The sequence below is a fragment of the Cupriavidus sp. DB3 genome, assembly GCF_020418465.1.
GTDB classification, from domain to species: Bacteria; Pseudomonadota; Gammaproteobacteria; order Burkholderiales; family Burkholderiaceae; genus Cupriavidus; species Cupriavidus cauae.
The window spans coordinates 501,547-520,256 of record NZ_JAIZPL010000001.1; the positions used below are offsets into that span (position 1 = coordinate 501,547).

The 18,710-nt window shown below is 71.1% G+C and carries 12 protein-coding genes; 10 read left to right on the plus strand and 2 right to left on the minus strand.

Annotation, left to right across the window (positions count from 1 at the left end):
- Positions 1 to 65 precede the first annotated feature (65 nt).
- The 9 genes from K7G19_RS02160 (at position 66) to K7G19_RS02200 (ending at position 6,891) form a co-directional block, all read left to right on the plus strand.
- Positions 66 to 269, plus strand: a complete 204-nt coding sequence (locus K7G19_RS02160; protein ID WP_006580119.1) for a hypothetical protein — start codon at positions 66 to 68, stop codon at positions 267 to 269.
- Positions 270 to 370: 101 nt separating this feature from the next.
- Positions 371 to 799 (plus strand): hypothetical protein, encoded by a 429-nt coding sequence (locus tag K7G19_RS02165; protein ID WP_226105528.1) that lies wholly within the window; start codon positions 371 to 373, stop codon positions 797 to 799.
- A complete protein-coding gene (gene sctJ, locus K7G19_RS02170) occupies positions 796 to 1,614 on the plus strand; it encodes a type III secretion system inner membrane ring lipoprotein SctJ (protein ID WP_226105530.1) in 819 nt (272 codons plus the stop codon). The genes K7G19_RS02165 and sctJ overlap by 4 nt, the downstream gene beginning before the upstream one ends.
- Positions 1,614 to 2,480, plus strand: coding sequence for a type III secretion system protein SctK (locus K7G19_RS02175; protein WP_226105533.1), 867 nt, complete (start codon positions 1,614 to 1,616; stop codon positions 2,478 to 2,480). The genes sctJ and K7G19_RS02175 overlap by 1 nt, the downstream gene beginning before the upstream one ends.
- The gene (sctL, locus tag K7G19_RS02180; RefSeq protein ID WP_023264256.1) at positions 2,462 to 3,070 is read left to right on the plus strand and encodes a type III secretion system stator protein SctL; all 609 of its coding nucleotides are present in this window, start codon (positions 2,462 to 2,464) and stop codon (positions 3,068 to 3,070) included. The genes K7G19_RS02175 and sctL overlap by 19 nt, the downstream gene beginning before the upstream one ends.
- 55 nt (positions 3,071 to 3,125) lie before the next feature.
- Positions 3,126 to 4,544, plus strand: a complete 1,419-nt coding sequence (locus tag K7G19_RS02185; RefSeq protein WP_226105535.1) for a FliI/YscN family ATPase — start codon at positions 3,126 to 3,128, stop codon at positions 4,542 to 4,544.
- Positions 4,541 to 5,053, plus strand: coding sequence for a type III secretion protein HrpD (locus tag K7G19_RS02190; RefSeq protein WP_226105536.1), 513 nt, complete (start codon positions 4,541 to 4,543; stop codon positions 5,051 to 5,053). The genes K7G19_RS02185 and K7G19_RS02190 overlap by 4 nt, the downstream gene beginning before the upstream one ends.
- The gene (gene sctT / locus K7G19_RS02195) at positions 5,050 to 5,847 is read left to right on the plus strand and encodes a type III secretion system export apparatus subunit SctT (RefSeq protein ID WP_226105538.1); all 798 of its coding nucleotides are present in this window, start codon (positions 5,050 to 5,052) and stop codon (positions 5,845 to 5,847) included. Before K7G19_RS02190 ends, sctT begins: the two co-directional genes overlap by 4 nt.
- Before the next feature lie 9 nt (positions 5,848 to 5,856).
- The gene (locus K7G19_RS02200; protein WP_023264257.1) at positions 5,857 to 6,891 is read left to right on the plus strand and encodes an EscU/YscU/HrcU family type III secretion system export apparatus switch protein; all 1,035 of its coding nucleotides are present in this window, start codon (positions 5,857 to 5,859) and stop codon (positions 6,889 to 6,891) included.
- Between the two features lie 102 nt (positions 6,892 to 6,993).
- Here the strand turns inward: K7G19_RS02200 and K7G19_RS02205 are convergent, their stop codons facing one another.
- Positions 6,994 to 8,046: a LuxR family transcriptional regulator gene (locus K7G19_RS02205; protein ID WP_223819652.1), complete on the minus strand. Its 1,053-nt coding sequence runs from the start codon at positions 8,044 to 8,046 to the stop codon at positions 6,994 to 6,996.
- A gap of 494 nt (positions 8,047 to 8,540) precedes the next feature.
- The gene (locus K7G19_RS02210) at positions 8,541 to 9,833 is read right to left on the minus strand and encodes an MFS transporter (RefSeq protein ID WP_226105540.1); all 1,293 of its coding nucleotides are present in this window, start codon (positions 9,831 to 9,833) and stop codon (positions 8,541 to 8,543) included.
- An 873-nt stretch (positions 9,834 to 10,706) separates the two neighbouring features.
- Here K7G19_RS02210 and K7G19_RS02215 point away from each other — a divergent pair.
- Positions 10,707 to 18,587: an LWXIA domain-containing protein gene (locus K7G19_RS02215; protein ID WP_226105543.1), complete on the plus strand. Its 7,881-nt coding sequence runs from the start codon at positions 10,707 to 10,709 to the stop codon at positions 18,585 to 18,587.
- Positions 18,588 to 18,710: the final 123 nt, after the last annotated feature.

Sequence of the window (18,710 nt, forward strand, 5' to 3'; positions counted from 1 at the left end):
GGCAGATCGGTTCCGCATCGCCGATGCGGAGTGTTTGGCAGTACCACTTGACGAAGGAGATGGAAATGGCTGGTGAAGTCGATCTGAACGCCAAGATGCAGGAAATCCAGCAGAAGGCCCAGGAGTTCTCGGTGAACATCATGGCCCTGCAGGACACGCTGACCCGTCAGAACGCCGTGGTCAGCAGCGAAATGGCGCACAACACCCAGAAGGCCAACCTGGTCCAGGGCGCGATGCAGGACGTCAAGCAGACGTCGAGGACCAACTGACGGCGGCGGGGTCGCGCGCGTCGCCGGACGGCCACGAGGCCGGTCCGGCGCGCCGCGCACCCTGACCGGCTTGTCTCTCATTTCAGTCCAGGAGAACAGCGATGGATCCCACCGCGATCGCCGCGCAAGGCGCTGCCGCCGAGGCGGCTACCGTGTCCGCGCACCAGCAGGCGCCGCAGGCCAACCAGGCCGCCGATCCGGCCGATGCGCGCACCTTCGCCGAGATGGTGCAGCATGGCGCCGCCGGCGGCACCACGGCCAGCGAGCCGAGCGCGTCCTCGCTCGGCGCCGCGATCCGCACCACCTATGTGTCGGCGGGCGAAGAGGCGGCACGCCAGGCCGCGCGGCTCGACGAGATGCGCGAGAGCATGTTCACCGCGATCCAGCAGGGCAGCACCAGCGACGTGGTGTATCAGGCCATGATGCTTCAGACCGAATCGCTCGAGCTGTTCTCGTCGATCCATGTCACGTCGAGCATCGGCAGCGCGGGCACCAATCTGTTCAACAGCCTGCTCAAGAACCAGCAATGACGCCGATCTCTCCGGCTTCGGGCATGCCGGCTGCCCGCCGGCTGCCGCTTGGCCGTCTTGCCCGTCTCGCTCCGCTCACGCTGGCCCTGCTGCTGGCCGCCTGCCGCGTCGACCTGTACGCCTCGCTCAACGAGGCCGAAGCGAACCAGATGCTGGCGGTGCTGACCGCCGAGGGCATCGACGCCGACAAGGTGCGCGCCGGCGAGACCGGCTGGAGCGTGCGCGTCGACGAGGCGCAACTGCCGGCTGCGCTCGAAATCCTGCGCAGCGAAGGGCTGCCGGGCGAACGTTTTTCGTCGCTGGGCCAGGTGTTCCAGAAGCAGGGCCTGGTGGCGACGCCGACCGAAGAGCGCATGCGCTATATCTTCGCGCTGTCGCAGGAGCTGTCGGAGACGCTGCGCAATATCGACGGCGTGGTCACGGCGCGGGTGCACGTGGTGATCCCCGCCACCGATCCGCTGTCGGACAAGATCCGGCCGTCTTCCGCGGCGGTCTTCATCAAGCATCGTCCCGATACCGATCTGCGGCTGCTGGTGCCGACGGTCAAGGACATGGTCGCCCACAGCATCGAGGGCGTGACGCACGACAAGGTTTCGCTGTCGCTGGTCGAGGCGCGGCCGTTTACGCCGATCGGGCCGGTCGCCCGCGCGCCCGCCAGCCAGGGCTTTCCGGTGGGCCGCTTCGCCGCGATCGCCGGGGCGGTGATCGCCGCGCTGGCGCTGGCCGGCCTCGGCGTGCTGGCGTGGAAACGCGGCGGCCTGCGCCAGGCGCTGGGCCGCCTGGGGGCACGGTCATCGATGAGGAGCCGTGCCTGATGGCCGCGCTGGCCGCGCCGGGTCTGCCGCATGCCGCGCATGCGTCCTCGCATGTGCCCTCGCTTGCGCTGGCCCGCGCGGTCGCGGATTTCGCGCAGCGTCCGCTCGCGCACCAGCATCCGAGCTGGCTGCCGCGCGAATGGCCGCTGCCGCTGCGCAGCGCTGACCGCTTCGGCGCGGCCGCTGCGCAGGTATTGGCTGGGCCGCTGGCGCTTGGCGGCGGCGACGAGCGTGCGCGCGCGCTGTTGCTGCAAGCCTTGCTCGATGGACGCGGCGACCCGCTGGCGCGGCTGGTGCTGCTCGATCGCAGCGCGCTGCGGCTGCTCGCCATCTGGTGCGGCATGGCCGTGCACAAGCCGGGCTTTGCCAGCGAACGCAGCCGTCTCGCGCAGCAGCTCGACGGCAGGCTGGGGGCGCTGGCCCAGCCGCTGATCGGCACCGTGCCCTACCGGCTGCGGCGCGCCGCGCGGCGCTTCGATCCGCAGGCGGTGGCCTTCATCCTGAAGCGCGTGCCCGACCTGCCGGACCTGCCGATGAATCTCGACCCCATCCGCGCGCGGCCGTCGTCCGCCGCCCGCGTGATGGCCGAACGCGGCTACCGGCTGCTGTGCGGCCTGGTGCAGACGCTGCCGCCGGCGGCGGGCGCGACACAAGGGGGCCCGGCACAAGGGGGCGCGGTACAAGGCGGTGCGGCCCAGGGCGATGTCGCCTCCGCGCTGTTGAATGCGGTACGCCGCAAGTTCCCGCGCCGGCTCGCCGCGCTGCCGGTGCCCGCGCTGAGCCGTCCGCAGGCCGCGCAGCTGCGCGAGCTGCTGCTGCTCAATCTGATTCCCGAACGGTTTCCGACATGGCACTGGCTTTTCTGATTACCAGCGAGAACCTGCAGCTGCTGTCCGAGCGCAAGGTCCTCAAGGAGGCGGAGTACGCGGCCCTGATGGACGCGGCCGAGGTCATCGAGGCCGCCCGCCGCGAGGCGCACCGCATCACCACCGACGCGCAGCGTGACGCCGAGCAGCGGCGCCAGCACGGCTACCGCGAGGGGTGGGCCAAGGCGCAGGCCGAACACGCCGCCGCCCAGGTCAGCGCCGCGGCCGAGGCCGAGCGCCAGCTCGGCGCGATGCGCAGAACCATGGCCAATATCGTGATGAAGGCGGTCCAGCAGATTGCCGGCGAACTCGATCCGGACATCATCCTCGAGGTCGCGCTGCAGCGGATCGACGTGCTGGTGCGCAGCGAGCCCTTCATCACCATCCAGATTCCGCTGGGCCGCGAGCAGGCGGTGCGCAACCTGCTCGACGCGATGGCAGAGACGCTGGACTGGCCGCGCCGCGCCAACGTCGTGGTCGAGCCGAGCCTGGAGCCCGACGCCTGCCGCATCCTGACCCCGTCCGGCACGATGGAGGTGGGGCTGCAGGCCCAGCTCGAAGCCTTTGCGCGCCGTGTGCAGGCGGGTTGATTCCCTGCCCATGCCCGACCGATCGCATCACGCCGCGTCTTTTATTCCCCGACCCATGGCCGACCCGCTCCCCACCTCCGACCTGAAGGCCGCGCTGCAGCACGCCGCGCTCGATCTCGAACGCGCCTTCGACCACTTCACGCCGGTGGCGATGCGCGGGCGCGTCTCGAAGGCGGTCGGCATGCTGATCAATGCGACCGGCATCCAGGCGCATGTCGGCGAGATCTGCCAGCTGGTCACGCCGGGCGAGCCGCCGCTGCTGGCCGAGGTGGTTGGCTTCGAGCAGCAGACCGCGCTGCTGACGCCGCTGGGGCGCACCACCGGTGTGTCGGCGGTGACCGAGGTCGTGCCACAGATGCATGGCTACCGTTGCCCGGCGGGCGCCGCGCTGCTCGGGCGCGTGCTCGACGCGCTGGGCAGCCCGATCGACGGCCGCGGTCCGCTGGTGGGCGTCAGCCAGGTGCCGGTCGAGAACGAGCCGCCCGATCCGCTGACCCGCGCGCTGATCCGCACGCCGCTGCCGACCGGCGTGCGCGCGATCGACGGCCTGCTGACGCTGGGCGAAGGCCAGCGCGTCGGCATCTTCGCGCCGCCGGGCGTGGGCAAGAGCACGCTGCTCGGCATGCTGGCGCGCGGCGCGCAGAGCGATGTCAACGTGGTGGCGCTGGTCGGCGAGCGCGGCCGCGAGGTGCGCGAATTCATCGAATACAGCCTCGGTGATGCGGGGCTGGCGCGCACGGTGCTGGTGGTCGCGACCTCGGACCGGGCGCCGATGGAGCGGGTCAAGTGCGCGTATACCGCGACCGCGATCGCCGAACACTTCCGCGACCAGGGCAAGCGCGTGCTGCTGCTGGTCGACTCGCTGACCCGGCTGGCGCGGGCGCAGCGCGAGATTGGCCTCGCCAGCGGCGAGCCGCCGACGCGCCGCAGCTATCCGCCATCGGTCTTCTCGATGCTGCCGCAATTGCTCGAACGCGCCGGCACCGCCGCACGCGGTTCGATCACGGCGGCCTACACGGTGCTGACCGAGGGCGAGGACGACAGCGATCCGATCGCCGAGGAGGTCCGCTCGATCCTCGACGGCCATATCGTGCTGTCGCGCAAGCTGGCCAGCGCCGGCCAGTATCCGGCGATCGACGTGCTGGCCAGCGTCAGCCGCGTGATGCCGCATGTGGTCGAGGACCAGCAGGCCCGCCACGCGGCCCGGCTGCGCGAGCTGCTGGCCAAGTACCGCGAGCTCGAACTGCTGCTGCAGATCGGCGAGTACCGTCCCGGGGCCGATGCGGTGGCGGACGCGGCGGTGGCATCGATCGGCCAGATCCGCGCCTTCCTGGCGCAACCGGCGGGCCGGCTCGACACCTACGAGACCACGCTGCGCACGCTCGAACGCGCGATCACGCCGCCGGCTGCGGCGGCTACGCCAGCGACGGCCGCGGCAGGGCGCGCCGCCGCTCAGCAGGAGGCCAAACGATGAACGGCCAATCGACCACGGTACCGCTGCGCCAGCTCGAACGCGTGCGCGAACGCCGCCACGACGACGCGCATCGCGAGATGCGGCAGAAGCGCGATGCCTTCCTCGAAGGCATGCGGGCCGCCGAGGCGGCACAGGGCGCGGTACGCGCGGCGCTGTCGGAGCGCGCGGCCTTCCTGCAGCGCCTGCGCGAGAGCGCCGCGCATGAGGGGGTCGCGATCTCGGGGCTGCTCGATGCGCAGGCGTGGCAGGCGTCGTTCGACGCCCGCATCGCGCGCGCCAACGCCGCGCTGGCGCAGGCGCTGGATATCGCCGGCCAGCGTCGCGCCGAGTTCGAGCAGAGCCGTCGGCTGTGGGCCCAGGCGCAGGCTCGCCTGACCGGCACGCGCGAACTGATCGACCGCGAACAGGCCGCGGCACGCGCCGACATCGAGCGCCGCGAGGAAGAGGCCGCCGAGGAGGCCGCGCTGCGGGTCTGGCAGCGGGGCATGGGGGCAGGCATCAAGGCATGATCGACCCGGCGATGTTCTTCCAGTGGGGTCGCGAGACCGTGATGCCCATCCTGATGGTGATGCCGCGGCTGCTGACGGCCTTTACCGTGGTGCCGTTCCTGTCGCACCAGTCGATCCCGGGTGTCGCCCGCAACGGCATCGTGCTCGCGATTGCGCTGTTCGTCTCGCCGGGCGCCCGCGTGGACATCGACGCGGTGGCGGGTGGCCTCTGGCTGCTGCTGATCTTCAAGGAGGCTTTCATCGGCCTGCTGCTGGGCATGGCGTTCGGCCTGTTCTTCGTCGCGCTGCAGATGATCGGCGAGCTGATCGACTTCCAGACCGGCTCGGGCAACGCCACCTTCTTCGATCCGGTCACGCAGCAGGAGGACGGGCCGATGGAGAACCTGCTGTCCCATCTGGGCATCGCGCTGTTTGCCTCCTTCGGCGGCCTGTTCGCGATGACCGGCGTGATCGTCGAATCGTTTGCCTTCTGGCCGGTGATGTCCTTCGGCCCGGATGTGTCGCTGTCGTCGTTCCAGTTCGCCAATATCTATGCGGGCACGATGTTCTCGTGGGTCGTCAAGCTGGCGGCGCCGATCCTGCTGCTGCTGGTGATCGTCGAGTTGGGCTTCGCGCTGATCGCGCGCTTCGTGCCGCAGTTCGACGTGTTCCAGTTCGCGCAGCCGGTCAAGATCACGGTCGCGTTCCTGATGCTGGTGCTGATGCTGTCGGTGATGGTGGACACGCTGCAGGGTTTCCTGCGGCCGGACAACGCGCTGATCGACCTGCTGCGCGGACGCGCGGGCGTCCAGTGAGGCCGCGCCATGGCCGATAGCGAAAAGAACCTCGAAGCGACACGGCGCAAGCTCGACGACGCGCGCAAGCGCGGCGAGGTGCCGCGCAGCAGCGATGTCACCTCGGCCTTCGTCTTTCTCGGGGTGCTGATCGCGCTATGGCTGCTCGGCCGCTATTTCGTGCGGCTGTTCCAGGCGCTGTGGCTGAGCGCGATGGGCGCGATCGACCAGCATCTCGCCGACCAGCAGATGCTGGCGCTTGGCGAGGCCGGGGCGCGCTTCCTGCTGATGGGCGTGCTGCCGATCGCGGCGATCGCGCTGGTCTGCGGCATCGTCGGCGCCTTCGTGCAGGTCGGGCCGCTGGTCGCGTTCGAGCAGATCAAGCCGCAACTGGCGCGCCTGAATCCGGCCGAGGGGCTCAAGCGGATGTTCGCCGTGCGCAATCTGGTCAATCTGCTGAAGACGGTGATCAAGATCGCGCTGCTCGGCGGGCTGATCTATGTGCTGGCGCTGCGCGCGATCGAGGACGGCGTACGCACCGGCTATGCGCGGCCGGCGGAGATCCTGCTGCTGATCGCCCATATCCTGCTGATGATGTGCTGCTGGGCCGCGGTGATCTACCTGATCATGGCGGTGATCGACTACGTGCACGAGCGCTACGAGTTCATGAAGCGCCAGCGCATGAGCGTGGAGGAGTACCGGCGCGAGTACAAGGACACGCAGGGCGACCCGATGATCGCCGGACGCCGCCGCGCCGCGTTCTTCGAGGCGGCGTTCTTCGGCGTCGGCGAGCGGGTGCGGGTGTCCACCGCGGTCGTGTATTCCACGCAGTACGCGGTGGCCCTGCGCTACGACGGGCCCGGCACGCTGCCCAAGGTGGTGGCCAAGGGCGGCGGCCAGGTTGCGGCCCGCATCCGCCAGGCCGCGGCCGACTACCTGATCCCGTCGGCCTTCGATTCGGACCTGGCGCAGCGGCTCTATCTGACGGTGCCGCTGGACCGCTTCATCGATCGCTCGCTGTTCGAACGGGTGGCGGACCTGATGCGTTGGGCGAAGGGCGGCTAAGGGCAGGGCTGCAGAAGGCTCAGGGCGATGAAGGGCGGAGGATGGCATCCACTCACCGCGCGCCTCGCCATCAGCGCATCAGCGCATCAGCCCCTCAGCCCCTCAGCCGTCAAGAAACGCCTCTTCCGCGCAATACCGCGCCGCCGTCCGTTCGCGAAGGCCGCCGCCACTGCGTTCCATCCGCTCCGCCCGATCCATCCTTTCCACCGCCGTGGCGATCAAGGTTGGATCCTGCATCGTGGCCGCATGCGCCAGCTGCACGCGATTGCGCACGCCGAAATGGCTGCGCAGCCGGCGCATGTGGTAGTCGACGTTGAAGATCGACATCTCCATGCGGTTGGCGATCTGCTTGTCGGACAGCCCCTGCGCCAGGCAGGCGAGGATGTCGCGCTGGACCTCGGACAGGCCGTCGCGCTGCGTGCCGCCCAGCGCCGGGATATCGGCGTGGCAGGTCAGGAATTCGTGCAGCGCGAAGCCGACCGTCAGCGCCTGGCCGATCACCGGGTCGCCGATCCAGCGGCGGCTTTCGATGCCGGAGGCGAAGCTGATCGCGACGAAGTCGCTGGTGCCCGGCATCGGCAGGTTCAGAAACACGCCGCTGCGGATGCCGGCGTCGCGCAGGTCGTCGAGGAAGCGGCGCAGCCGCAGCGCCTGCGTGCCGCCCGAGGTGCTGCGCTCCAGGTCGCTGACGTCCCACACCAGCGGCAGCCCGTAAGTACCCGGGCGCGGCTGGCGCGGATCGACCTCGTAATAGCGCTCGCGCAGGTAGTAATCGCGCCAGCCCGGATGCGAATAGGTATCGAGGAAGGTGCGCATCTGCACCTGCCCGCCCACGGTGGTGGCGGTGCCATAGCCGAGCCAGTCGAAACCGATCCCCCGGATCGCCGACTGCATCAGCGCGGTGCGCGATTCATGCGAGCTTTCGCGCAGCATCGCCTCGACCAGTCCCGGCATGCCGCCCTGGCGCGTGCGCCGCTGGACGGGAACGATATGCCGTTCGCCGAATACCTTGATGCCGTGGGGGCCCACCACGGGCGGCAGGCCACGTGGACCGCGGGCCGACGTGCCGCCGCTTGTGGCGCGCGGCAGGTCGGCACTCAGGGTCCGCGACAGGCTGCTGTCGCGGCCCAGGCCGGCTTCCACTTCTTTTTCCATCGATCGCCTCCGACAAATGCGTATGGCCGCCGCGTTGACGCGGCAGCGTGAAGGCTTGCCTCGGCCCGATCCGCGAGCGACATGGCACTCGCTGGCCCGGCCTTCAGGCGAAGCCCAACATACTGCTGACCCATTCCCGTCGGAAAACCCGGGTAACGCCACGGTGCGGCGTGCCCGGTGTTGTGCGTGCCGTGCGTTGCGCGGCCGCTATCGCTATCGATATCGATGCTGTGGTGGTGCGAAACCGTGATGGCGCCGCCGCTGGCTGCTGCCATCCGGCGCCGGCCAAATTATTGCAAGGCAAGATGTCATGACATCGAGCGCGCATTCCAACCGTGCGATGCGGGGCCGCATTGCCCTGCGCCGCGATGCCCGCGGACCGCGACGCGGCAAGGCCTGCGGCCGGTTGATGCGATGCGGCGATGATGTTGTATATCCGCCACTTTCCTTAGGCCTTGAAGGGTTATCGCGGCCGGCATGGGTTTCTTCGGCCCTCATGCCTCGAGCGTCTTGCCGCGCGTTTCCGGCAGCGTCAGCGCGGCGATGATCAGCACGCCATAGGCGCCGGCTGCGAACACGCCGATGGTCTGTCCCAGCGGCATGGTCTGGCTGACGTGGCCGATCAGGAAGGGGAACAGCGCACCGATGGCGCGGCCCACGTTGTAGCAGAAGCCCTGGCCGGAACCGCGCACGCTGGTCGGGAACAGCTCGGTCAGGAACGCGCCCATGCCGGCGAAGATGCCCGAGGCGAAGAAGCCCAGCGGGAAACCGAGGATCAGCATCACGGTGTCGTTGACCGGGATCTGCGTGTAGATCAGCGCGATCGCCATCGAGCACAGCGCGAACAGCATGAAATTGCGTTTGCGGCCGATGCGGTCGGTCAGGTAGGCGCTGGTGATATAGCCCAGATACGAGCCGACGATCACCATCGCCAGATAGCCGCCGGTGCCGAGCACGGTGAGTCCGCGCTCTGTCTTCAGGAAGGTGGGCAGCCAGGTCGTGATCGCGTAGTAGCCGCCCTGGGCGCCGGTGGTCAGCAGCGCAGCGCGCAGCGTGATCGACAGCAGCTTCGGCGAGAAGATCGCGGCGAACGAGGTCTTCTCGGCCGAGGCGGCTTCCCGGGCCTTGTGCTCGGCGTAGACCTCGGGCTCCTTGACCAGCCGCCGCAGGAAGATCACGAACACCGCCGGCAGCAGGCCGATCAGGAACAGCGCGCGCCAGGCGGTTTCCGGCGGCAGGATGCTGAATACCAGCGCATACAGCAGCGCCGACATGCCCCAGCCCAGCGCCCATCCCGCCTGCACCATGCCGACCGCCTTGCCGCGGTCCTGCGAGCGGATCGCCTCGCCCATCAGCACCGCGCCCGCGGTCCATTCGCCGCCGAAGCCGAAGCCCATCAGCGCGCGGGCGATCAGCAGCTGCTCGTAGTTCTGCGCCAGGCCGCACAGGAAGGTGAAGAAGGCAAACCAGACGATGGTCAGCTGCAGCGTGCGCACGCGGCCGATGCGATCGGACAGGATGCCGGCGATCCAGCCGCCCGCGGCCGAGGTCAGCAGCGTCGCGGTGCCGATGAAGCCGGCGTCGCCGCGCGTGATGCCCCACGTCGCGATCAGTGTCGGAATGACGAAGCTGAGGAACTGCGTGTCCATCGCGTCGAGCGCGTAGCCGACCTTGCAGCTCCAGAACGTGCGGCGCTCGCCGGGCGTGATATCGCGATACCAGGCAAAGAGGCCGGTCGACGGTCGGCTTTGCTGCTCCCCCTGGATGCTGCCAATCTGCGTTTCCATGCGTTCCTCGTCGTGGTGTCTCGTCGCGGTGCGTCGGTACAGGCTTGATCCGGGCCAGAACGCGTGTCCCCAATTGCAGGCGGATTGCGTGCAAATCGGGCCATCGCGGCAAATCTCGGCAATGCGCATCGGCAATGCGCGGCAAAGCTCGGCAGATTGGGCGGGCTGGCACCGCTGGTGCTGCCGGCCGGTCGACGATCGTCGTCGCTGTTCTGGTTCCCGCGCACTGGCGGCCGCGATGGCACGGCGGTGTGCCGATGCGCGCCTGGAGAGTTGGCGCGCGATCGCGGTGGCCCGCGGCGATGTCGCTTGACTCGCGGCGGTCTGCGGGAACCTGTCATGCATCGATGGACGTCCCCCGGCATCTGCATTCTTCAAATTAGCCGGGCGCCTCGTCCAACTATTTTTTAGCTTGGGTCCTCATAAGAAAAAATTGAGATCACCACTAAATCACAGTCAATACGCGGGCCCCGGCCTGATCTGGCATTCCCGCGCTCCAGGGGCGATATCGGGTTTTCCCCGATGACGCGATGTCGCCAAATGGCGATGCCGCACGCCTCCCAACGTCTTTACCGCCCACCCTCCGTTCGCCCATCGCCTGGCCCGTCGTTCGGCGCGTCGTTCGGCCCGTCGGTTCGGCTCATCGAGAGCAACGCGTAAGCATACGGCGCGCCAGTGACAAGCGGGGCAGGGGATGCGCTACGGAGACTCGTAGGGATATCGCTGTGCAGCGCAGCAGCGGCGGCGCTTTGCACCACGAGGGTTCGTGTCGTCACGGGGCCTTCATCGACGAGCGGTCTGATGGCGGCGCCCCGGGTCAGGGCGCGCCCGCATCGGCATGGTGCCTCGCCCGGCCTTCCTTGCGAGGTCACGATGAGCTATCCCGCCGATCTGTCAGGTCCCTCGATGCTGCGCCCGGTCACGGTCCCGCCCCCTCCGCCGCCACCGCCGCCGGCACCGTCCGCGCCGCCGCCGAGCGCGGCCGAGGCCCAGGCGAACTCGGCCGCGCAGCGCCAGCGCGAACTGGCCGAGCTGCAGGCGCGCCTGCAGCAGATGCGGGAACAGATTGCCGCGATGCTCGAGCGCCTGCGCCAGGCGCAGGAGGCGGAGGCGGCCGCGCGTCAGCAGGCAGAGGCCGCGCGCGAGACCGCCGAGCGCTCGCAATCGCGCGACGATATCGCCAAGGCCGAGACCGCCGAAGCCACCGCGGCAACGCGCAAGGCCGAGCTGAACGAGGCCGCGCTCGAACTGGACGCGCACGACAAGCGCATCGCGCTCGACGAGGCCAGGGCCGAGGCGCTGCGCGAGCCGGGTCCGCGGAACCAGGCCAAGGTCGACACGGCGCAGGCCGCGTACGACGATGCGCAGCAACTGCACGGGGTCGCGGTCGCCGATGTCGCCGCCAAGCGGGCCGATGCGGAACTGGCCGCCGCCGACCGCGCGGTGACGGCGCTGGCGCCGCCGGGCAGCGATCCGAGCAAGCTGGATGCCGCCGACCGGCAGGCGCTGACCGAGGCGCGCGAAACGGCCGCTGCCGCCCGACGGCAGTCGGACAGCGCCGCCGCGACACTCGAAACCGAATGGCGCCGCTACGAGCGCGATGCCGCGCAGCGCGAGCTGACCAGGACCGGGCGCGAACTCGAGCAGGCCGGCGCGGCGCGCGATCGTGCCCGCACGGAGGGCGATGCCGCGGCGCTGCAGCGCGCCGACGATGCCTACGGCGCGGCGCTGGACGCATGGTGGGTGGCGGACCGGCAGGCAGTCGCCGCGCAGGCCTCGTGGGACGCGCAGGTGGCCGCCAACGACCTCGCCGCCAAGGAAGAGCAGCATCGCGTCGACGAGACGCGAGCCAACCAGTGCCTGGTCGAACCGCCCGAGGTCCGGCAGGCCAGGCAGACGCTGGAGCAACGCAATACGGCCGCGCAGACGGCGCTGGCCGAGGCGCAGTCGGCCAAGGACGATCAGGCCGCGCGCAAGGCCCTGCGCGACCGTGCCGCCGGGATCGACACCGAGTACCGCGAGGCGCAGACCGGACTCGGGCAGGCCCGCACGGCCTACGAAGGCGCGGCGGATCCCGACGCCCGCGAGAAGGCGCGCATCCCCTACGCCGACGCGCAGGACCGCATGCAGGCCGCCCGAGGCGACCACGACGCGCTGCAGGCGCTGCGCCATTCGCAGCTGGCCGACGCGGCGCTGATGGAGGGGCTGCGCGCGCGAGAGAAGGGCGGAACCGGTGCGCCGGACGACGGCCGCATCGCCACGCTGCGCGAGTCGGCCAGCCACGCGCGCGCCAACGTGCAGGGGACGGTTGCGAACGCCAACGGCGACGCGGCGGACGCGCTGCGGCAGGGCCGGACCGACGAATGGCGCAAGGACGGCGGTGCCGCGCAGCGAGCCTTGCCCACCGCCGACGAGGCCGCCGCCAACGCGGCGCAGACCTATGAGGCGACGGTGCGGCGCCCGGGTGCCACGCAGCAGGAAATCGACACTGCGCGCGAGCGCCGCGACGAAACGCGGCTGGCCCAGGCGCTGGCGCACGACCGCAGCGACGCGCTGGCCGCCACCGAGGCAAGGCGCGCCGCCGAGGGCGAATATGCGCTGGCGCTCGAGGCCCATCGCACGCACGATTTCTCGGCATCCGGACCGGCCGGGCCGTCCGGGCCCCTCACACCGTCCGGACCGTCCGGACCGTCGGGGCCGTCCGGGCCGCTCGCCCCGTCCACGCAGCCGCCGGGATCGTCGCCGGGCACGGCCCCGTCGCTGTCGACCTCGCCGCTGCTGACGCCGAACCTTGGCGCGCCAAACCTCGGCGAAGCCGCGCGGCCGGCGCCTTGGACCGTGTTGCCGGGCGGTGGCGACCCGGTGGCCAGCAATGCCACCGGCGACAAGCCGTCCGCGCCATCGCCGTCGACCACGTCGTCGACGCCGGCCAGCTCGGCCACGCCGACCACGTCCAGCGCCGCACCGCTGCTGGCGCCGCCCGGCTCGCCACCGGTTGCCGTCAAGGAGAACGGGCGATGGTATGTCCAGTACCCTGCGCAGTTTTCGGCGCCGTCGCTGACCCAGTATGGCAGCTATCCCGCTTCGTCGACGACGCTGTCGATCCCGGGGCAAGGCCCGGCGCGCGTCGAAATGGACCCGGTTACCGCGCGCGTCTGGGAAGCGCATGCGCAGCTGCAGTCGGCGATCTCGGTGGAGGACACCGCGTGGCGCGACTACGAGACGCTGAACCAGGACGCGCAGGCCATCGCGCAGGCGCGCCGCGACGGTAACGCGGCGGCCAATGCCAATGCCAATGCCAATGGCGCCAACGGTCCCAATGGTCCCAATACCAACAACGCCAACAACGCCAACAACGCCAACAACGCCAACAACGACCCCGAACTGACCCGCCTCACCGCGCAGGTCGACACCGACCATCGCGCGCTGCTGGCCGCGCTGGGCGCCCGCTTCGAGGCCGAGGACCGCGCGCGCGACCGCGGTGTCGACGCGGACAAGGACGAGACCGTGATCTCCACCGGCGAGGCGCTGGAGCGCGCGCGTGCCACGGCCTCGGCCAGCGCCGCCGAGCTCGAACGCTATCGCAGCGAGCGCGACAGCGGCGCGGCCAGCGACGACGTCGAGCGGCTGCGCAACGAGCACCAGGCATGGAAGCAGGAACATCCCTATCTGCGCGAGCAGGACGCGCCAACCTGGGCCCCGCTGCAACAGGCGCTCGACAACGAGGACGCCGCGCGCCAGCAACTGGTGCAGGAGGCCGCGCAGGCCGGCGCCGCGCAGGAGACCCGCGCACTGACCGCGACGCTGACACCCGAGCAGCGTGAGGACCCTGCGGCGCTGTACGAGTTGTTCGTCTCCGAACCGCGCGCGATGGCGCAGGGCGTCATCAACCAGCATTACGTCGACTATGGCGGCCGGCCCTACGAGATGGCGGGCCGCACGCATGCCCGCAATATGGCGGGGCTGGCGCTCGGCATTCCGCCCGAGGTCCAGCTTGCGGGCGACGCCGACGCGCAGACGGAGACGCTGCGCAAGCAGGACATCTTTGCCGGCATCGACGACGATTACGCCGACATGCTCGACGTGGTGGCCGACCAGCTGATCGAGCAGGGCGGCGAGCACGCGCGGGTCACGCTGCTGCCGGTGGTCTACGCCAGCCGCGAGCGCGGCATCACGCGCACGATGCTGTTCAAGGTCGAGACGGACCAGGGGCCGCGCTTCGTCGACGAGGCCGGACGCGCCTACGACGACCTGAAGGACTACCGCGAAAACAATACGCTGCCGGCCGCCGATGCCGTGCTGGCGATGCCGCGCGACGGCGAGTTCACGGTGGACAGCAAGGGCAATATCGAGCTGGAGATCGGCGACGCGCGCATCGAGAGCGGCTGGGAGAGCTTCCGCCGCAAGACCCATCTCGATACGGTGGCGGCCGGCGTCGGCATCGTCGCCGGCGTGGTGCTGGTGGTCGGCTCCGGCGGCGCGCTGGCGCCGGTGGCGATGGCGGCTGCCGGCGCGGCGACCGCCTATGGCGTGGGCACCTCGGCCGCCAGCATTGCCGACCAGATCTCGCATGGCCAGAGCTGGAATCCGGACAAGAACCCGCAGATGCTGATCGACGGGCTCAATATCCTTGCCGCGGCGTTGGGCGTGCGTGCGGGCGTGGCCGGCGTCAGCGCGGCGCGCAGCGGCCAGCGCGCGCTGGTGGCCGAAAGCCGCGGCCTGACCGACGAGGCCAGCCAGCTGGCGCTGCGCACGCAGGCGCTGCAGCAGCAGGCCACCCGCAGCGGCCGCCAGGCGCTGGCGATCGGCGCCGGTACCTATGGCTATACCGCGTACTCGGCCGTGTCCAATTGGGAAAACATGACGCCCGGCGAGCGCGCGACCACGCGCACGCAGCTGCTGCTCGGCGGCGTGCAGTTCATGATCAATCCGGTCAGCGGCCGGTGGATCCGCCAGGGCGCGACCGGCGCGCTGGCCGGCACGCGCCATGTCGCGACGGCATGGCGCGGCACGGTGGCCGGTCTGGACCGTGGCGCGCAGGCGCTGTCCACCTTGGCGATGCCGCTGCGCAATGCCGCGCAGACGCCGCTGGCGGCGGCGCGCATGCGCCTGGGGCAATGGCAGGACACGCTGGCACAGCGGCTGCCGAGCCTGTCGAGGCTGGCGGGATTGCCGGGATTGCGGGGTTTGCCGGGATCGCCTGGATCGGCGAGACGGCAGGGCACCGATCCCGCCGGCGCGGCACAGCCACCCGCAACGCCGGGCCCGTCGGCGGCCCAGCCACGCACCGAAACCCCGCCGCACAGCTATCCCGTGGCGCGCACCCGCTGGCGCGCGGTACAGGACCGGCTCAGCCGCGTCGACACGCTGGGCATGCTGAACTGGCTCGACGCCGGCCGCCGCGGCGCGGCGCAGGCGATCGGCAAGCAGCGCGATGCCGAGGCCAAGCTGGTGCGCGTGGCGCGCGAGACAGCGTTCGAGGACGGGCACGCGCTGCACCGTTGGCTGTCCGGGCCGATGCGCCAGCAGATGCGGCAGATCGAGGCGCGCGCGCAGTCTCAACTGGCGCGGCTGCGGTGGGAGACCGACGCCGCGCGCCAGCAGGCGATCGTGCGCGACCTGCGCCGCCTCGACGCGGCCGCGCAGCGGCTGACCACCAGCTGGCATCCGCTGCTCGCGATCGGCCTGCGGCAGGAGCTGCGGCGCCTCGCCGCCAACCAGCGCGATTTCAAGGGCTCGGATGCCGTGCTGACCCCGCGCGCCGAGGCCACCCGGCATCTGCGCGGCGAGCTGCAGCAGTGGCGCGCCGCGCTGCCGACGCGGCAAGTCGCTGCGTCCCGCGACGCCGGCAACGTGGCCCATGCGCAAGCGCTGGTGTCCCGGATCGCCAGCCATCGCACCGCGCTCACCGATGGCGCGGCATTGGTATCGAAGACGCTCGACGCGATGCGCGCCAATCGCGATGCGGTGCTCGACTATGTGCCGAAGGGCGCGACCAGGCCGGTTCGCGCATCGATCGACGGCGATATCCATGCGGTCGCGCCGCGCCGCTCGGCCGATCCGGCCGCGGCGATGCCGGCACTGCCGCCACGCTGGCGACGCGCCGTGGCGGCGTCGCTGCGGCAACGGTTCCGCATGGGGATGGCCGATGCCGGCACCGGCCTGCTGTGGCTGCAGGCGCGGCGGCTGGGCATGCCGACGCCGCGCGGGTCGCTGCGCCTCTCGCCAAATGCAGCGACGGGGACCGCCGCTCGTACTGCCGACGGCATGACTTGGTCGGCCGTGATGCGATCGGGGCCGGCACGCCCGCGCGCGGACGGTAACCGGGCGTCGCGCAACGGCGCGCTGAACCGGCTCGATGCCGGCCGCGCGATCTTCTACCAGGAGCGCGCCAGCGCGCTGGCGGCGAAGGCCGCGGCGGCTGGCAATACCAAGTCCAAGCTGGCGGCATGGCAGGCCTTCGTCGATGCCGTGGCCGCGCATTCGCCGGACGTGGCCCGCCGTCTCGCCGCGGCGGGCGGTGTGCGCGAACGCTACCAAGGCGGCGAGGCCGGGACGGTGCGTCGCTGGCAGGGCTTCGTGCCCAGCCGTGCCGAGGCGAGGGGCAGCGATTCGGCGCGCGAGGTCCGGCGCGCCTATGCGGAGCTGCAGCTTGCCGCGGCGCGGGTACGCAAGCGCGATACGCGGCGCGCCGCGGCCGCCAGCCTGCGCGCCTGGCGGCAGGCGCTGCGCAGCGCCAACGATGCCGCGCGGGTGACCGACGCGCTGTCGGCGCAGTTGCGGACGGCGACGCCAGGCACCGCGACCCATCGCGCGCTGACGCGCCAGCATGCGCTGGCGGCGCAGGCGCAGCGGCTCGCGGAGACCAACGCCGAGCGCGCCGGACGCGCGGTGTTCGGCGAGGGCGGTCTGGCGCCGAGGGCCGGGGCGACGCAGACGCAGCGCGGCGCGGGGAGCCAACCGCCGCTCCGCGAGGGCGGTCTGGCGCCGAGAGCCGGCGCGGCGCAGCGCCGCTCAGCGGGCCAACCGCCGGCGGACGGCGCGCTGGCCGCGCTGCGCGACACCCATCCCGCGGCGTGGCGCCGCGTGCTGGAGCGTGCGGCTCGCCAGATGGAACGGCTCGCGCAGCAGGGCGGTGCCGACTCGCCATGGCAGGCGCAGGCGGTACACCTGCGCGATCTGGCCCGGCAGGCCGCCGCCGATCCGCGCCTGACGCGCGTCGGCGAGGGCGTAGCCGCGATGCGCCAGTGGCGGCGCGCCGAATGGCAGCGGGCGGATGCCCGCATTGCCGAGCAGCAGGCCACGCAGGCGTGGCGGCGCGCGCAACGTACAAGCGGGGCCTCCCATGCCAATCGCCAGGCCAGTCGCCAGACCGATCGCTCGGCAAATCGCCCGGCCAATCGCCAGGACCTGCGCGCAGCGATGCACGAGGCCGCGGCCCGCCATCGCGAGGCCCGGCGCGAGGCGGCCGATGCCCGTCGCGCCGTCTTCGGCCGAGGCGACGGCGCGCTGGCCCGGCTGGCGGTCGCCAATCCACGCGCCGCCGACAGCCTGCTGGCATGGGCGCAGCGCCAGCAGCGCGCCGATGCGCGGCTGGGCACGGTGTCGCTGGGGCCGGTGCGGCAGCGGCTCGCCCGCAGCGCGCCCACTGGGTTGCAGGGCGGCCTCGCCAACGCCAGCGGCGACAGCGCGCTGACCTTCGCCCAGGTCCGCCGCGGCCTGCAGCGCGGCGCGCGCGCGGCGGCGCTGGCCCATGGCGCCTACGCGGCCGCGACCGGCCAGGTCGACGTCTCGCGCGATCCGCGGGAGCTGCGCAAGTACAACCTGCCGGACACCACGCGCATCGACGGCTGGCAGATCACCTTCCGTTCGCGCGACGGGCTGAACTCGATGACGCTGTGGCTCAATATCGGCGGCATCAAGTCGCTGTGGGTGGGCGGCAGCACCACGCCGTTCGCGTTCTCGCGCGACGGCAAGACGACGGTCGGCACGCGCGACGGCGTCAATATCCTCGAGGGCGGCGTCGCCTATCGCTTCGGCCTGCCATGGCTGTCGAAGATGGGCATGGCGAGCCTGCGCGTCGGCCACGTCAAGCACAACATCCTGCGCACCAACTTCGCCAACGGCAGGCTGACCGACGTGGATGGGCAGGCCACGTGGTCGTGGCCGGTCACGCCGGTGCTGATGGATGCGACCAATATCGGCCCGCTGCGCTTCTACGGCTCCAATACCGCCAACCGGCTGCAGATCGGCCAGTACGGCAGCAAGGTTGGCCCGGCGCAGCTGTGGTACCTGAAGGGGCCGGACCTGTCGAAGTCCCGCGTCAGCGAGATCGACGCGATCACGTTGAACAAGGAGTTCCAGTGGCCGGACCTGTTCGGGTCTTCCGGCCGCCATCGCGCGGCACCGCCCGATACCGCGCGCGGCACCGCGCCACAGCTCCGGGCCGAACGGCAGCCCACGGCACCGACCATCGAGCCGCCGCATCGCAACCTGTCGCGGCGCGCCGCCGCGGTGCTGGCGGGTTACCACCAGGTGGCGCCGGGCGATACGCTGTGGGAGATCGCGCGCAGCCATCGCGATACCCTGCTGGCCGCCGATGGCGAGGCCGGTGCCGCATCCCTGGGCGAGATCGGGCAGACCAGCCGGGCGCTCGATCATCTGCTGCAGCTCAATGCGTCGATCGGCGATCCGGACCGCATCGTGCCGGGCTGGCTGGTCGATATCGCACCGCCGCAGACGCGCCAGGGCTGACGGACCTGCGCGAAGTTCCCGTCCTACGAAGCTTCGGTGATGGCAAGGCGCGCCGCTCGCGGTACGCTACGCCATCACCGAGCCCGGCCGCGATGACCGGGCATGGATGCGCATGGACGTGCA

Bases quoted from the DNA above. Each gene is read 5' to 3' on its own strand.
- K7G19_RS02160 (WP_006580119.1), top strand. From the start codon at position 66: ATGGCTGGTGAAGTCGATCTGAACGCCAAGATGCAGGAAATCCAGCAG.
- K7G19_RS02165 (WP_226105528.1), top strand. From the start codon at position 371: ATGGATCCCACCGCGATCGCCGCGCAAGGCGCTGCCGCCGAGGCGGCT.
- sctJ (WP_226105530.1), top strand. From the start codon at position 796: ATGACGCCGATCTCTCCGGCTTCGGGCATGCCGGCTGCCCGCCGGCTG.
- K7G19_RS02175 (WP_226105533.1), top strand. From the start codon at position 1,614: ATGGCCGCGCTGGCCGCGCCGGGTCTGCCGCATGCCGCGCATGCGTCC.
- sctL (WP_023264256.1), top strand. From the start codon at position 2,462: ATGGCACTGGCTTTTCTGATTACCAGCGAGAACCTGCAGCTGCTGTCC.
- K7G19_RS02185 (WP_226105535.1), top strand. From the start codon at position 3,126: ATGGCCGACCCGCTCCCCACCTCCGACCTGAAGGCCGCGCTGCAGCAC.
- K7G19_RS02190 (WP_226105536.1), top strand. From the start codon at position 4,541: ATGAACGGCCAATCGACCACGGTACCGCTGCGCCAGCTCGAACGCGTG.
- sctT (WP_226105538.1), top strand. From the start codon at position 5,050: ATGATCGACCCGGCGATGTTCTTCCAGTGGGGTCGCGAGACCGTGATG.
- K7G19_RS02200 (WP_023264257.1), top strand. From the start codon at position 5,857: ATGGCCGATAGCGAAAAGAACCTCGAAGCGACACGGCGCAAGCTCGAC.
- K7G19_RS02205 (WP_223819652.1), bottom strand. From the start codon at position 8,046: ATGGAAAAAGAAGTGGAAGCCGGCCTGGGCCGCGACAGCAGCCTGTCG.
- K7G19_RS02210 (WP_226105540.1), bottom strand. From the start codon at position 9,833: ATGGAAACGCAGATTGGCAGCATCCAGGGGGAGCAGCAAAGCCGACCG.
- K7G19_RS02215 (WP_226105543.1), top strand. From the start codon at position 10,707: ATGAGCTATCCCGCCGATCTGTCAGGTCCCTCGATGCTGCGCCCGGTC.